The organism is Stenotrophomonas sp. YJH_SMC_12-1, from assembly GCF_059370935.1.
On sequence record NZ_JCAFUD010000010.1, the window covers coordinates 23,395 to 38,404 of the forward strand.

Sequence of the window (15,010 nt, forward strand, 5' to 3'; positions counted from 1 at the left end):
CCGACGGAAACGCACGCGTGGTCTCCAGCTGGATCTTGCTGCTCGTCTCGGTTGCCTATGCAGCGCTGCTGTTCGGCGTGGCGTGGTGGGGTGACCGCCGGCCGATGTATCCCGACCGGCCGTGGCTGCGGCCGGTGGTGTACAGCCTGGCGCTGGCCGTGTACTGCTCGTCGTGGACCTTCTACGGCGCGGTGGGTACGGCCGTGCGCAACGGCATCGGCTACCTGCCGATCTATATCGGTCCGTTGCTGCTGCTGTTGTTCGGCTGGCGCATCATCGAACGCCTGGCGCTGATCGCCCGCAGCCAGAACGTGGTCTCCATCGCCGATTTCATCTCCTCGCGCTTCGGCCGCTCGCGGCGGTTGGCCGCACTGGTGGCGATCATCGCCCTGATCGGCATCATTCCGTACCTGGCCCTGCAGTACAAAGCGGTGGCGATGAGCCTGCAGGTGCTGACCGGCAACAGCGGCCCGACCGGCTTCTTCACCGATCCGGCGCTGTACGTGGCGCTGCTGATGGCGCTGTTCGCCACCCTGTTCGGCACCCGCCAGGTCGACGCCACCGAGCACCACCACGGCATGATGCTGGCGATCGCCTTCGAATCGGTGATCAAGCTGCTGGCGATGCTGGCCGTGGGCGTGTTCGCCTACCTGTGGCTGAGCAACCGCACCGATGCGGTGGTCGAGTCGGTGCATACGCTGTTCACCGGCCTGCCGCCGGTGGGCTTCATCTCGCAGACCCTGCTCAGCTTCCTGGCCATCATCTGCCTGCCACGCCAGTTCCACGTGGCCGTGGTCGAGTGCGGTGACGTGCGCGACGTACGCCGCGCGCGCTGGATGTTCGGTGGCTACCTGGTACTGATCTCGGGCATGGTGCTGCCGATCGCCACCGCCGGCGTGACCCTGTTCGGCACCGGCGGCAGCGTCGCCGACGACTCGATGGTGCTGGCCCTGCCGCTGGCCGAAGGCCGCAACGCGCTGGCGCTGATCGCCTATGTGGGCGGCTTCTCCGCCGCCACCGGCATGGTCATCGTGTCGTCCATTGCGCTGGCCACCATGGTCAGCAACGACCTGGTGATGCCGGTGCTGCTGCGCCGCAGTGGCGACCATCAGGAAGCCGCCGACGTTGCCTCGCGCGTGCTGTGGATCCGCCGCCTGGCGATCCTGCTGCTGGCGCTGATGGCGTACAGCTACTACCGCACCAGCAGCAACGACAGCACGCTGGCCTCGTACGGCCTGATGGCGTTCGCGGCAGTGGCGCAGTTCGCGCCCGGGCTGATCGGCGGCCTGTACTGGCGCGGCGCGAGCCGGCGTGGTGTCGAGGTGGGCATGCTGCTGGGCTTCGCCACCTGGCTGTACACCCTGCTGCTGCCGGCGATGACCATGGCCGGCTGGGTCGATGCTGGCTGGGTGCAGCACGGCCCGTTCGGCATCGAGTGGCTGCGCCCGCAGCAGCTGTTCGGCATGACCGGCTGGGACCCGCTCACCCATGGCACGTTCTGGTCGCTGCTGGTCAATGCGGCGACGATGATGCTGGTGTCCGCACGCTGGCGGCCCGGTGTGGACGAGCGGCTGCGCGCCGCGCCGTTCCTCGACCCGTATGCCGAGCGCCCGTCGGTGGCCGGTGGCTGGCCCGGTCATGTGCACGTGGGCGACCTGCTGGCACTCGCCTCGCGCGTGGTCGGCGAGCGCCATGCGCGGCGTTCGTTCTTCGAGCAGGCACAGTCGCTGGGCCGCGAGCTGCAATCCTCGGCGCCGGCCGACCGGCCGTGGGTGCAGTTCACCGAACGCCTGCTGGCCGCGTCGATTGGTGCGGCCTCGGCGCGCCTGCTGCTGACCAGCCTGCTGCGCGGCTCGGGCATGGACCTGGGCGAAGTGGTGGCGGTGCTGGACGAAGCCGGGCAGGAACTGCGCTTCAACCGCGAGATCCTGTCGACCACGCTGGAGAACATCAGCGCCGGGGTCAGCGTGGTCGATCCGGACATGCGCCTGACCGCATGGAATCGTCGTTACCAGGACATGTTCGGCTACCCCGACGGCATGCTCTACGTAGGTCGCCCGGTGGCCGACCTGATCCGCTACAACGCCGAGCGCGGCGAGCTGGGCGAGGGTGATATCGAAGTCCAGATCAATCGACGCATCGGCTACATGCGCGCTGGTTCGCCGCACGTGTTCGAGCGCACCCGCAGCGACGGCAAGGTGATCGAGATGCGCGGGCAGGCGTTGCCCGGCGGCGGTTACGTGACCAGCTACAACGACATCACCGACTACAAGCACGCGGAAAAGGCCCTGCTGGAAGCCAACGAAACGCTGGAACAGCGCGTGGCCGAGCGTTCGCATGAGGCCGAGGTCGCGCAGCAGTCGAAGACCCGCTTCCTGGCGGCGATCAGCCATGACGTGCTGCAGCCACTGAACGCCGCACGCCTGTTCGCTTCCGCGCTGCGCGACAGCGATCACGTGAGCGATGAGCAGAAGCACCTGGCCGAACGTGTGGATGCGTCGTTGCGTGCGGCCGAAGAGCTGCTCGATGGCCTGCTGGATGTGTCGCGGCTGGATGCCGGTGGCCTGCACCCGGTGATCGGCGAGTTCGACGTGAGTGCGTTGATGCGTGAGCTGGCCGCGCAGTACACCCCGGTCGCCGCCGGCCGTGGCCTGCGCCTGGACCTGTTCGCGCGACCGGCATGGGTGCGCAGTGATCGCCGCCTGCTGCGCCGCGTGCTGCAGAACTTCCTGGCCAATGCGCTGCGTTACACCCGCCAGGGACGCATCGTGCTGGCCGTGCGCCAGCGCGGCGACGAAGTGGAGCTGCAGGTCTGGGATACCGGGCCCGGCATTCCCGAGCACCACATGCGGCAGATCTTCGACGAGTTCCACCGCTACCAGCAGCCGTTCGACTGGGGCGAGCAGGGCCTGGGTCTGGGCCTGTCGATCTGCCAGCGCATCTCGCGTCTGCTTGACCATCGCCTCAATGCGCGCAGCCGGGTTGGCAAGGGATCGATGTTCTCGATCATCCTGCCGCGGGTGGCACCATTGCCGGGTTACACCGAACTGGCCACGCCGGTACAGGCGGTGGCCGCACCGGTACGCAGCGATTCGCTGGCGGGCCTGCGCGTGCTGTGCGTGGACAACGACGAGGAGATCCTCGACGGCATGCGCGCACTGCTCGGCCGTTGGCAGGTGCAGGTGATCACGGCATCGACGGTGGATCAGGCGTTGGAGAAGGTGGCCGAGCGGCCGCAGGTGATGCTGGTGGACTACCACCTGCACGACCGCATGGACGGCCTGGATGCGTTGGTGGCGCTGCGTGAAGCCGCCGGTTACCCGCTGCCGGGTGCGCTGCTGACCGCCGATGGTCGCGACGAGCTGAAGCGGATGGCGCGCGAGCGTGGCTATCGCGTGCTGACCAAGCCGATCAAGCCGGCCTCGCTGCGCGCCTTCCTCGGCGCGCTGCGCGACGCGCAGTAGTGCCGGCCGCTGGCCGGCAACCACGACGTGAAACCATGCCAGGCAAGCCTGGCATCTACCAAAGCTTCATCGGCCTGGCAGTAGATCCACGCCATGCGTGGATGTGACGTCAGGTAGTGCCGGCCGCTGGCCGGCAACCACGTAATCGCGGAAGCGTTACCCCACGCCGTGCAGGTGCTCGTACAGGATCGTCGCACCGATGATCACCAGGATCACGCCACCGATGATCTCGGCACGCTTGCCGACCATGCTGCCCAGCACGCGGCCGAGCATGATGCCGACGGTGACCATGGTCAGCGTGCACAGGCCGATGACCGCGGCCATCACGCCGATATGCACGTCCATGAAGGCCAGGCCGATGCCCACCGCCATCGCGTCGATGCTGGTGGCGAAACCGGTCAACGCCAGCTTCCAGAAGCCATGGTGCTGGGAGGGGTCTTCGTCCTCGTCGGCACTTTCCGGGCGCAGGCCGTTGTAGATCATGTGGATGCCCAGTGCGCCGAGCAGGCCGAAGGCGATCCAGTGGTCGAAGGCTTCGACGTACTGCAGCGCGGCGCGGCCGAGCAGCCAGCCGATGATGGGCGTGATCGCCTCGATGACGCCGAAGATGATGCCGGCCCGCAGTGCATCGCGGAACACCGGCTTGCGCATGGCCGCACCCTTGCCGATCGCCGCAGCGAAGGCATCGGTGGACATGGCAAAGCCGATCAGGAGGATCGAAATGGGGGACATGGGCAGCTGCTGAGGTCGGGCTAGGACGGACGCACGGCCTGCGCTCGCGCCCAACCTGACGTTGCGCGCGCGGGCCGCTGGTCTCGCCAACCATCATGGTTGTCCACGCCACGGCGCACCGGCCGAGTATGTTGACGTGGACGATTCCTGCAAAGGAATCCGGCTACTCCCCAAGGGGACGCGAAGCTTAGCATCGCGATTCGCGCGTGGCGCATTTCCAGCGAAACGCGCAGGCACGGCTGGTTTGTATAGCGAAGGCTATATCGTGGGCGCAGCGGTGCCTGGTAGTGCCGGCCGCTGGCCGGCATGCGCAACGGCGAGAGCGTGCCACGCAAGCTTGGCACCTACCGAAGCGGTTTCGGGTGATTTCAGGGGCTGAAGGCGATTGCCGGCCAGCGGCCGGCACTACCGTCAGTCTTCTTCCGGCGGCAGCACGATGGCGTCGTCGTCGATCGCCAGCTTGCCGGCCATCAGCACGGCCTGGGTGCGGTTGGTCACGCCCAGCTTGCGCAGGATGGCGGTGACGTGGGCCTTGATCGTCGCTTCGGAGACGTTGAGGTCGTAAGCGATCTGCTTGTTCAAGCGGCCTGCGCCCAGCATCTGCAACACACGGAACTGTTGCGGGGTCAGCTCGCGCAGTCGCTGGCCGACTTCGCGTTCCTCGCGCTCGGTGGGCGGCACGTTGTGCGCTTCCGGCGGCGCCCAGGTCTCGCCATCGAGGATGGTGCCCAGTGCGTGGCCGATGGTGTCCGAATCCGCAGACTTCGGAATGAAGCCCAGCGCGCCGTGGTCGAGCGCGCGGCGCATCACCGTCGCCTCTTCGCGCGCGGACACCACTACCACCGGCAGGTGCGGATGCAGCGAGCGCATGTGCACCAGTGCATTGAAACCCTGCGCACCGGGCATGTTGAGATCCATCAGGACCAGGTCGGCGTCGTTGTGCTGGTCGGCCAGCGCGTACAGCGCTTCCACGCTGTCTGCCTCGAACAGCTGCACGCCGGGGATGACCCGCTGCACGGCGCCGCGCAGGGCTTCGCGGAACAGCGGGTGGTCATCGGCAATCAGGAGGGTGGTCATGGTCGGGGGGAACCGTGAGGGAAAGCAGATGGGGTCAGAGCCCTTTCCTTGCGGAAAGGGATCCGACCCTGGTCGTACGTCAGCGCACCTTGCGTTCGTCCACCAGCGACGCCACCACCGACGGATCGGCCAGGGTCGAGGTGTCGCCAAGCTGGTCGGGCGCGTTCTCGGCGATCTTGCGCAGGATGCGGCGCATGATCTTGCCAGAGCGGGTCTTCGGCAGGCCCGGTGCCCACTGCAGGTGGTCGGGCGTGGCGATCGGGCCGATCTCCTTGCGCACCCAGGCAATCAGCTCCTTGTGCAGCTCATCGCTCGGTGCCTCTTCGGCCACCAGGGTGACGTAGGCGTAGATGCCCTGGCCCTTGACGTCGTGCGGGAAGCCGACCACGGCCGCCTCGGCCACCTTCGGGTGCGAAACCAGCGCGCTTTCCACTTCGGCGGTGCCGATGCGGTGGCCGGACACGTTGATCACATCGTCGACGCGGCCGGTGATCCAGTAGTAGCCGTCCTCGTCGCGTCGGCAACCGTCGCCGGTGAAGTAGCTGCCCGGGTAGGTACGGAAATACGTATCGATGAAACGCTGGTGGTCGCCGTACACCGTGCGCATCTGGCCCGGCCAGGAATCGCGGATGATCAGGTTGCCCTCGGTCGGGCCGTCCTGGATCTCGCCATCGGCATTGACCAGCGCCGGCTGCACGCCGAAGAAGGGCAGGGTGGCCGACCCCGGCTTGAGATCCATCGCGCCGGCCAGCGGCGAGATCAGGATGCCGCCGGTTTCGGTCTGCCACCAGGTATCGACGATCGGGCAGCGGCTGTCGCCAACCACCTCGTAGTACCAGCGCCAGGCTTCCGGATTGATCGGCTCGCCGACGCTGCCGAGCAGGCGCAGCGAGGCGCGCGAGGTCTTCTTCACCGGCTCCTCGCCTTCGCGCATCAGCGCGCGGATGGCGGTCGGGGCGGTGTAGAAGATGGTCACCTTGTGCTTGTCGATGACGTTCCAGAAACGCGAGGTGTCCGGGTAGTTCGGCACGCCTTCGAACATCAGCGAGGTCGCGCCGTTGGCCAGCGGCCCGTACACGATGTAGCTGTGGCCGGTGACCCAGCCGACGTCGGCGGTGCACCAGTAGATGTCGTCCTCGCGCAGGTCGAACACCGCTTCATGGGTGTAGGCCGCGTACAGCAGGTAACCGCCGGTGGTGTGCAGCACGCCCTTCGGCTTGCCAGTGGAACCGGAGGTGTAGAGGATGAACAGCGGGTCTTCCGCGTTCATGCGTTCCGGTTCGCAGGTGGCCGGCTGGCTGTCCACCACATCGTGGAACCAGCGGTCGCGCGGGGCCTGCATGTCCACCGCACCGCCGGTGTGCCGCACCACCAGCACGGTTTCCACGGTATTGGTGCCCGGCAGCTTCAGCGCGGCATCAACGTTGGCCTTCAGCGGAATCCTGCGGCCACCGCGCAGGCCCTCGTCGGCGGTGATGATCAGCTTGCTCTGGCAGTCGCTGACGCGGTCGGCGATCGAGTTCGGCGCGAAGCCACCGAACACCACCGAGTGGATCGCACCGATGCGCGCGCAGGCCAGCATGGCCACGGCGGCGTCGACGATCATCGGCAGGTAGATGGTGACGCGGTCGCCCTTCTTGACGCCGAGATTGCGCAGTGCATTGCCGAGGCGGCAGGTGCGCTCGTACAGCTCGCGGTAGGTCACGTGCTGGGCCGGTGCATCCGGGCCGTCCGGCTCGAACAGCAGGGCGGTCTTGTCGCCGCGCGTTTCCAGCTGGCGATCCAGGCAGTTCACGCTGGCATTGAGCTCGCCATCTTCGAACCACTTGATGTGGAAGTCGGACAGGTCGTAGCTGACGTTCTTGATCCTGGTCGGCTTGCGCATCCATTGCAGGCGCTCGGCGGCCTTGCCCCAGAAACCATCCGGGTCGGTCACCGACGCCTGGTACTGCTGTTCGTACGACGTCTTGTCGATGCGTGCCTTGGCGGCGAACTGCGGATCGACGGGGTAGATATCAGCCATGGCACCCTCACTTGCACGTTGACTTTGTATGTGCGGTCGCAGCATCGCAGCGACCGATCCCCTTCAGTTTGCCCCATCCACCCCCGGCCGCGTCACCACTCTGGTTAGACCATGGTCGAAAGTGAGCGCCCAGCAGGGCCGGGTTCGACCAATGGCGAATAGCCGCTGTACATAATCGCCCCGCAGTCTCGGCTCGACCGTGCCCCACGCGCGGCATCACCTTGCCACTTGGGAGAGAGGGCAACATGAGCCACCGTACGTTGAAAGCCGTGCGCACACCTTTGGCGGCCTGCCTGTTGGTCGCCCTGGTCGCACCGGGCATGGCGTTCGCCGAGACCGCCAAAGAGAAGGCGCTGGAAGCACGCGTTGCCGAACTGGAACGCCAGGTCCAGCTGCTGCTGTCTTCGCAGCAACAACAACAGACCCAGATCAGCCAGACCCAGCAGGCGGTGACCGAAGTCCGCACGGTGCAGGCCGGGCAGAAGCCGGTCGCCTCGGTGCCGGCCGGCAAGCAGCCGATCCAGGTCACCACCATCACCCCGGGCGCGGCGCCGGGCACCACGGTCAAGATCGGCGGCTTCATCAAGGCCGACTTCCTGGCCACCCAGACCAGCGATGGCCAGCTGGCCGACGACGCCACCGGCCGCTCGCTGTACCTGCCGGGCCAGACCCCGGTGGAAGGCGCCGGCGGCAGCGGCAAGCGTTCGGGCACCGACTTCAACGCCCATGCCAAGTTCTCGCGCTTCAACCTGGGCATCGACAACGTGAGCGAATCGGGCAACAAGGCCGGTGCGTTCTTCGAGATGGACTTCTTCGGCAACTCGCTGGGCAACCAGACCGCCACCAATACCTATGGTGTGACCCTGCGCCACGCCTACATGTACTGGAACAACTGGATGGCCGGCCAGACCTGGTCCAACTTCATGGACGCCGCCGCACTGCCGGAAGCGGTCGACTTCGTCGGCCCCACCGACGGCGTGATCTTCGTGCGCCAGGCCCAGGTGCGCTACACCCAGGGTGGCTTCAGCGTCGCGCTGGAAAACCCGGAAACCACCACCCTTACCGGTACCCGCAACCCGGTCACCGGCGCCTGGACCAACACCAGCGCCAACTCCGACCGTGGCAGCCTGCCTGACCTGACCCTGCGCTATGGCTGGAAGGGTGACTGGGGCACCTTCGGTGTCGGCGGCATCGTCCGTCAGCTGAAGGTCGACAACCAGGCCACCGGCGCCAAGGCCGACAAGGTGGCTGGCGGCCTGACCCTGGGCGGCAAATGGGTGATGGGCGACAGCGATTCGCTGCACTACCAGCTGACCGGCGGCGAAGGCATCGCCCGCTACATCGGTCTGGGCATCACCGCCGACAGCGCCTATGACGTGGCCCGCGACGAGCTCAACCCGACCGGCGTGCTGGCCGGCTACGTGGGCTGGCGGCATGCGTTCTCGCCGAAGCTGCGCACCAACCTGATCTATGCGCGCAGCGACTACGACAACGACAGCATCCTGGGCCCGCTGGTGACCAAGAGCGTGCAGAGCATCCGCGGCAACATCTTCTACTCGCCGCTGCCCAAGGTCGATATCGGCGCCGAGCTGATGTACGGCCGTCGCGAAGTGGAGAACGGCAACAAGGGTGACATCACCCGATTGCAGTTCACTACGAAGTACAGCTTCTAAGAGCGTGCCGGCCAGCGGCCGGCACCTACCGAGATTGAATGCCGACCAAGGTCGGCATCTACAGAGGGAAAACGTCCCATGTCCAGCACTGCATCCAGCCCGCACAATGCGGCGGGCACCCTGACCAAGGGCCACAAGAAGGTCATCTTCGCATCGAGCCTCGGCACGGTGTTCGAGTGGTATGACTTCTTCCTGTACGGCTCGCTCGCGGCCATCATCGCCAAGCAGTTCTTCAGTGGCGTCAATGAAACCACGGGCATGATCTTCGCCCTGCTGGCGTTTGCCGCCGGCTTCTTCGTGCGTCCGTTCGGCGCGGCCTTCTTCGGCAGCCTCGGCGACCGCATCGGCCGCAAGTACACCTTCCTGGTCACCATCCTGATCATGGGCATCTCGACCTTCCTGGTCGGCGTGCTGCCCAACTACGCCTCGATCGGTTTCGCCGCACCGGTGATCCTGATCATCCTGCGCCTGGCCCAGGGCCTGGCGATGGGCGGCGAGTACGGCGGTGCCGCCACCTACGTGGCCGAGCACGCGCCGGACGACAAGCGTGGCCTGTACACCAGCTTCATCCAGTGCACCGCCACGCTCGGCCTGTTCCTGTCGCTTCTGATCATCCTGGCCTGCCGCATGACGCTGGGCAACGAGGCCTTCGAAGCCTGGGGCTGGCGCATTCCGTTCCTGGTCTCGATCCTGCTGCTGGGCATTTCGGTATGGATCCGCCTGCAGCTGAGCGAATCGCCGCTGTTCCAGCAGATGAAGGCTGAAGGCAAGGGCTCCAAGACCCCGTTCCGCGACAGCCTGAAGGGCGGCAACCTGAAGCTGATGCTGCTGGTCCTGCTCGGTGCAGCGGCTGGCCAGGCCGTGGTCTGGTACGGCGGACAGTTCTACGCGCTGTTCTTCCTCAGCAGCATGCTGAAGGTCGATGCCACCACCTCCTACCTGCTGATCGCCGCAGCGCTGGCGCTGGGCACGCCATTCTTCATCTTCTTCGGCTGGCTGTCCGACCGCATCGGCCGCAAGAAGATCATCCTGGCCGGCTGCCTGCTGGCGGCCATCACCTACATCCCGATCTTCAAGGGCCTGACCCACTTCGCCAACCCGGCCATCGAAGAAGCCCGCAGCAGCTCGCCGGCCCTGGTCGTGGCCGATCCGGCTACCTGCTCGTTCCAGTTCGATCCGGTTGGCCTGCGCAAGTTCACCAGCTCCTGCGACGTGGCCACCGCCGCACTGACCAAGGCTGGTGTGCCGTACGACGTGCAGCCAGCCGCCGCCGGTTCGCTGGCGATGGTGAACGTGGGCAGCGCCAGCGTCACCTCGTATGAGGCCGCCGGCCTGACCAAGGAAGAAGGCAAGGCCAAGGCTGACGCGTTCGGTGCGGAACTGAAGACCGCCCTGACCACTGCCGGCTACCCGGCCAAGGCCGATGGCGCCCGCATCAACATCGCCGGCACCATCTTCATGCTGTGGCTGCTGGTGCTGTACGTGACCATGGTCTACGGCCCGATCGCCGCCTACCTGGTCGAACTGTTCCCGACCCGCATCCGCTACACCTCGATGTCGCTGCCGTACCACATCGGCAACGGCTGGTTCGGTGGCTTCCTGCCGGCGATCTCGTTCGCGCTGGTGGCCGGTACCGGCAACCTCTACTACGGCCTGTGGTACCCCATCATCATCGCGCTGATGTCGGTGGTGATCGGCGGCCTGTTCCTGCGTGAGACCAAGGACGTGGATATCACCAAGTAACCGGTGTGCCGACCAACGGTCGGCACCCACCGGGTTTCAAGGGCCGCGGTGCAGACCGCGGCCTTTCTGTTTGTGGGGCGTGCCCACTCGGCTCGCAATCCGGTAATGCCGGCCGCTGGCCGGCAACCTCATGAATCTCCGCGGACATGAAGCCCTTGCCGGCCAGCGGCCGACACTACCTTTGCGTCGCGCAGCACCCCGTATAGTCGGCCCATGACCGCCACTACGCCGGAAGACCTCCCCGCCCTCCTGCACACCCTGCGCAGCGCCTGGCAGTCGCAGCGCCCGTCGCTGGACCAGCGCGAAGCTGACCTGCGCCGCCTGCGCGAGGCGCTGAAGCCACGCCTGGACGAAATGGCGCAGGCCATCGCCGAGGATTTCGGCCATCGCGCCCACGTTGAATCGAAACTGGCCGATGGCATGAGCGTGCTGTCGGCCATCGACCACCTGCGCCGCCACCTGCGGCGCTGGTCGAAGCCGCAGCGGGCATCGGCGGGATGGAAGCTGTGGCCGGCGCGCGCGCAGCTGCGGCCGACGCCGCTGGGCGTGGTCGGGGTGATCTCGCCCTGGAACTACCCGGTCACGCTGGCATTGGTGCCTTTGGCCACCGCCATCGCTGCGGGCAACCACGTACTGCTGAAGCCTTCGGAACACACGCCGCGCACCAGCGCGTTCTTGGCCGATCTGCTGGCCAGCGTGTTCCCGCCCGATCGGGTGGCGGTGGTGCAGGGCGGGGCGGACGTGGCCTCCGCGGTGTCCTCGCTGCCGCTGGACCATCTGCTGTTCACCGGCTCGACCGCCGTCGGTCGCAAGGTGATGGCGGCCGCTGCCGAGCATCTGGTGCCGGTCACGCTGGAGCTGGGCGGCAAGTCGCCGGCGATTGTCTGCCGCGATTTCCCGCTGGATAAAGCCGCCGCGCGGCTCGCCACCGGGAAATGGTTCAACGCCGGCCAGACCTGCATCGCGCCGGATTACGTGCTGATCGATACCGCGCGCCAGCGCGAGTTCGTACAGGCGCTGCAGCAGCAGGTGCGCGAGCGCTATGGCGACTTCAGCGATGCCGACGACTACACCCGCATCATCAATGAAGGCCAGTACCGGCGCCTGCAGGGCTACCTGGCACAGGCGCGGCAGCGCGGGGTGCCGGTGATTCCGCTGGCGCAGGTGGACGACGCGCGCGCCGACCGCGAGCGCCTGCTGGTGCCGACCGTGGTGCTGGACCCGCCGGACGACCTGGACCTGATGCGCGAGGAGATCTTCGGGCCGATCCTGCCGGTGCGGGCCTATCCGGACCTGGAGGCGGCGCTGGCCGACGTGCTGTCCCGCGACCGGCCGCTGGCGCTGTATCCCTTCAGCCACGACACGGCGACGGTGAAACGCATCCTCGGTCAGGTGGTGGCCGGCGGGGTGACGGTGAATGACACGCTGCTGCACTTCGCCGCCGATGGATTGCCGTTTGGCGGGGTCGGGGCCAGCGGCATGGGCGCGTACCATGGCCGGGCCGGGTTCGATGCGATGAGCAAGCGGCTGCCGGTGCTGTGGCAGTCGCGCTGGGCCGCCAGCGACCGGCTGCGCCCGCCGTACTCAAAGATTGCGGGGTTGTTGAAGCTGCTGCTTCGGTAGTGCCGGCCGCTGGCCGGCAACTGCGGGGTCTTGCCGGCGGTTCATGGGGTTGCCGGCCAGCGGCCGGCACTACCGGCGGGTGCCCACCTGGGGTGGCACGCGTGCCAAGCGCACCCGGGTAGAATGCCCGCATGAAGATCGCCTCGTGGAACGTCAATTCGCTCAATGTCCGCCTGCCGCACCTGGAGCAGTGGCTCACGGAGTTCGGCCCGGACATCGTCGGTATCCAGGAAACCAAGCTGGAGGACCACAAGTTCCCTGATTCTGCGCTGATCGCCGCCGGCTACCGCAGCGTGTTCGCCGGCCAGAAGACCTACAACGGCGTGGCGCTGCTGTCGCGTGAGCCGGCGCAGGACGTGCAGATCGGCATTCCCGGCTTCGAGGACGAACAGAAGCGCGTCATTGCCGGTACCTTCGGCGACCTGCGGGTGATCAACCTGTACGTGGTCAATGGCCAGGACATCGGCACCGACAAGTACGACTACAAGCTGCGCTGGCTGGAAGCGGTGCATGCCTGGATCGCCGAAGAACTGCAGCGGCATCCGAAGCTGATCGTGATGGGTGACTTCAACATCGCCCCGGACGCGCGCGATGTGCACGATCCGGAGGTGTGGAACGACAACCACATCCTGACCTCCACCGCCGAGCGCGGCGCGCTCAACAAGCTGCTGCAGCTGGGCCTGCACGATGGCTTCCGCCTGCACAACGACGAGGCGGGCACCTTCAGCTGGTGGGATTACCGTGCCGCCGGCTTCCGCCGCAACCTGGGCCTGCGCATCGACCTGACCCTGGTCTCCGACGCGCTGAAGGGCAGCGCGGTGGCCTCGGGCATCGACCGCGAGCCGCGCACCTGGGAACGCCCGAGCGACCATGCGCCGGCCTGGGTGCAGATCGGTTGAACGAACAGGGCCCGACGATTGCCGGGCCCGTTCTGGAACATCTGCCGGCCAGTGGCCGGCACTACCCTCAGATCACCGTATGCTCTTGCGGGTGAACAGGTTGACGATCGCCAGCAGGATCACCGCGCCGATCAGCGAGAACAGGAAGGTGCGGATGGTGATCGCTTCGTTGATGCCGCCGCCGAACAGCCAGCCGGAAATCAGCGCGCCGACGATGCCGACCACGATGTTGAGGATGATGCCCTGCTGGGCATCGCGCTTCATGATGATGCTGGCCAGCCAGCCTACGATGCCGCCGACGATCAGCCAGATGATGATGCCCATGATCGAACCTCCGGTGGGGAACTGTGACCAGTTGACGCGCAGGGCTGTGAACCCGTCGTGCAATTGCGTGATGGGCGCGTGCGGATGAGCCTGCCAGCCACCCTCGACGGTCCGTGGCGCTTCGGTCCGGTAACGGTCTGGCGGCGTCCGCACGTGCCGGGCCAGCGCGGTGAACCTCAGGCCCGGCAGGTACTGGCGCAGGCGCTGGGCACCGATCCCCAGACGCTGCCACTGGTCCGCGATGACAAGGGCCGGCCGGAGCTGAGCGGCCCGTTGGCCCACTACGGGACCGGCTGGAGCCACAGCGGTGAGGTGCTGCTGGTGGCGCTGGGCGAAGGCGTGCGGCTGGGCGTGGACCTGGAACTGCTGCGGCCGCGGCCGCGTCTTCTGGAAATCGTGCGGCGCTTCTTCCACCCGCAGGAGGTGGCCTGGCTGGAACGCCTGGACGAGGCCGACCGCGAGCACTGGTTCTTCCGCGTATGGTGCGTCAAGGAGGCGATCCTGAAGTCGCACGGGCAGGGCATCTCGTTCGGGCTGCACCGCCTGCAGCTGGCGCCGGGGGCCGATGGCGCCCTGCACCTGCGCTGGTGCGACCCGGAACTGGGCGAGGCCGCGCGCTGGCACCTGCACGAATGGCAGGCCACCGGCCAGTTCCGTGCGGCGTTGGCCTGGTACCCGCACTGAAGCGGGGAATCAGCGCGCAAAACCGGCGATAATGGCGGCATGAGCGAACACCCACTTCCCGCCAGCGTGGCTGCCACGCTGGAACAGGGCCTGGCCAGCATGGGCCTGGACGCCGCGCTGGCGCCGCCGCTGCTGCGCTACCTGGCCCTGCTGCACCGCTGGAACGGCACCTACAACCTCACCGCCATCCGCGACCCGCAGGAGATGGTTACCCGCCACCTGCTCGATTCGCTGGCGATGCAGCCGTTCGTGGCTGATGGCAGCCTGGCCGACCTCGGTACCGGCCCCGGGTTGCCCGGCATCCCGCTGGCGATCGCCTGCCCGGGCCTGCAGGTCACCCTGGTGGAGAGCAACGGCAAGAAGGCGCGCTTCATGCGCGAGGCCGTGCGCCAGCTCGGCCTGGGCAACGCCCGCGTGGCCGAATCGCGGGCCGAAGCGCTGGACGAGGCCGGTCGTTACGACCAGCTGACCGCGCGCGCAATGGATACCCTGGCCGGCATCGTCCGTGTCGGTGGCCATCTGCTGCGCCCCGGTGGCGTGCTGCTGGCCATGAAGGGTGTCTACCCGCATGAGGAGATCGCGGAACTGCCGGCTGGCTGGCAGGTGCGTGAGGTGACCCCGCTGAGCGTGCCCGGCCTGGCCGGCGAACGCCACCTGGTCACCGTTACAGGTCCCTGATTCCCGCCGCCAGCCCTTTGTGGAACAACGGGTTGGCGATCCACGATTTCCGCAAGGGGCCGGTTGTACGCATAATGACCGGTCCCAACC

General features: G+C 67.1%; 11 protein-coding genes and 1 riboswitch. Of the genes, 7 read left to right on the plus strand and 4 right to left on the minus strand.

Annotated features, from left to right (window positions below; translation table 11 throughout):
- Positions 1-17: 17 nt before the first annotated feature.
- Positions 18-3,464, plus strand: coding sequence for a hybrid sensor histidine kinase/response regulator (locus AC5P8Y_RS17475; RefSeq protein ID WP_043034414.1), 3,447 nt, complete (start codon positions 18-20; stop codon positions 3,462-3,464).
- Between the two features lie 156 nt (positions 3,465-3,620).
- On the opposite strand, the gene AC5P8Y_RS17480 is transcribed toward AC5P8Y_RS17475, so the two are convergent.
- From AC5P8Y_RS17480 to acs, 3 genes are all read right to left on the minus strand, one after another.
- Positions 3,621-4,196 carry a manganese efflux pump MntP gene (locus AC5P8Y_RS17480; protein ID WP_033835355.1) on the minus strand — a complete coding sequence of 192 codons (576 nt, stop codon included), beginning with the start codon at positions 4,194-4,196 and terminating at the stop codon, positions 3,621-3,623.
- 88 nt (positions 4,197-4,284) lie between these two features.
- Positions 4,285-4,374, minus strand: a riboswitch (yybP-ykoY riboswitch).
- A gap of 233 nt (positions 4,375-4,607) precedes the next feature.
- On the minus strand, positions 4,608-5,273 hold the full coding sequence (locus AC5P8Y_RS17485) for a response regulator transcription factor (RefSeq protein WP_005411662.1): 666 nt from the start codon (positions 5,271-5,273) through the stop codon (positions 4,608-4,610).
- Between the two features lie 79 nt (positions 5,274-5,352).
- Positions 5,353-7,296: an acetate--CoA ligase gene (gene acs, locus AC5P8Y_RS17490; RefSeq protein ID WP_005411661.1), complete on the minus strand. Its 1,944-nt coding sequence runs from the start codon at positions 7,294-7,296 to the stop codon at positions 5,353-5,355.
- A gap of 245 nt (positions 7,297-7,541) precedes the next feature.
- Here acs and AC5P8Y_RS17495 point away from each other — a divergent pair, with 245 nt between their 5' ends.
- From AC5P8Y_RS17495 to xth, 4 genes are all read left to right on the plus strand, one after another.
- Positions 7,542-8,969, plus strand: coding sequence for a DcaP family trimeric outer membrane transporter (locus AC5P8Y_RS17495; protein WP_005411660.1), 1,428 nt, complete (start codon positions 7,542-7,544; stop codon positions 8,967-8,969).
- Positions 8,970-9,047: 78 nt separating this feature from the next.
- Positions 9,048-10,712, plus strand: a complete 1,665-nt coding sequence (locus AC5P8Y_RS17500) for an MFS transporter (protein WP_033835354.1) — start codon at positions 9,048-9,050, stop codon at positions 10,710-10,712.
- Positions 10,713-10,925: 213 nt separating this feature from the next.
- Positions 10,926-12,335 carry a coniferyl aldehyde dehydrogenase gene (locus tag AC5P8Y_RS17505; RefSeq protein ID WP_495202101.1) on the plus strand — a complete coding sequence of 470 codons (1,410 nt, stop codon included), beginning with the start codon at positions 10,926-10,928 and terminating at the stop codon, positions 12,333-12,335.
- Between the two features lie 131 nt (positions 12,336-12,466).
- Positions 12,467-13,234: an exodeoxyribonuclease III gene (gene xth, locus AC5P8Y_RS17510; RefSeq protein WP_495202102.1), complete on the plus strand. Its 768-nt coding sequence runs from the start codon at positions 12,467-12,469 to the stop codon at positions 13,232-13,234.
- Positions 13,235-13,306: 72 nt separating this feature from the next.
- Here xth and AC5P8Y_RS17515 read toward each other — a convergent pair whose 3' ends face one another.
- Positions 13,307-13,558, minus strand: coding sequence for a GlsB/YeaQ/YmgE family stress response membrane protein (locus tag AC5P8Y_RS17515; protein WP_005411656.1), 252 nt, complete (start codon positions 13,556-13,558; stop codon positions 13,307-13,309).
- A gap of 84 nt (positions 13,559-13,642) precedes the next feature.
- Here AC5P8Y_RS17515 and AC5P8Y_RS17520 point away from each other — a divergent pair, with 84 nt between their 5' ends.
- Together AC5P8Y_RS17520 and rsmG are read left to right on the plus strand one after the other, a co-directional pair.
- Positions 13,643-14,242 (plus strand): 4'-phosphopantetheinyl transferase family protein, encoded by a 600-nt coding sequence (locus tag AC5P8Y_RS17520; protein ID WP_049403623.1) that lies wholly within the window; start codon positions 13,643-13,645, stop codon positions 14,240-14,242.
- 39 nt (positions 14,243-14,281) lie between these two features.
- Positions 14,282-14,920 carry a 16S rRNA (guanine(527)-N(7))-methyltransferase RsmG gene (gene rsmG, locus AC5P8Y_RS17525; RefSeq protein WP_012481632.1) on the plus strand — a complete coding sequence of 213 codons (639 nt, stop codon included), beginning with the start codon at positions 14,282-14,284 and terminating at the stop codon, positions 14,918-14,920.
- Positions 14,921-15,010: the final 90 nt, after the last annotated feature.

Coding starts and splice junctions, on each gene's coding strand:
- acs (WP_005411661.1), bottom strand. CDS start 7,296: ATGGCTGATATCTACCCCGTCGATCCGCAGTTCGCCGCCAAGGCACGC.
- AC5P8Y_RS17480 (WP_033835355.1), bottom strand. CDS start 4,196: ATGTCCCCCATTTCGATCCTCCTGATCGGCTTTGCCATGTCCACCGAT.
- AC5P8Y_RS17515 (WP_005411656.1), bottom strand. CDS start 13,558: ATGGGCATCATCATCTGGCTGATCGTCGGCGGCATCGTAGGCTGGCTG.
- rsmG (WP_012481632.1), top strand. CDS start 14,282: ATGAGCGAACACCCACTTCCCGCCAGCGTGGCTGCCACGCTGGAACAG.
- AC5P8Y_RS17495 (WP_005411660.1), top strand. CDS start 7,542: ATGAGCCACCGTACGTTGAAAGCCGTGCGCACACCTTTGGCGGCCTGC.
- AC5P8Y_RS17500 (WP_033835354.1), top strand. CDS start 9,048: ATGTCCAGCACTGCATCCAGCCCGCACAATGCGGCGGGCACCCTGACC.
- AC5P8Y_RS17505 (WP_495202101.1), top strand. CDS start 10,926: ATGACCGCCACTACGCCGGAAGACCTCCCCGCCCTCCTGCACACCCTG.
- AC5P8Y_RS17520 (WP_049403623.1), top strand. CDS start 13,643: ATGAGCCTGCCAGCCACCCTCGACGGTCCGTGGCGCTTCGGTCCGGTA.
- AC5P8Y_RS17485 (WP_005411662.1), bottom strand. CDS start 5,273: ATGACCACCCTCCTGATTGCCGATGACCACCCGCTGTTCCGCGAAGCC.
- xth (WP_495202102.1), top strand. CDS start 12,467: ATGAAGATCGCCTCGTGGAACGTCAATTCGCTCAATGTCCGCCTGCCG.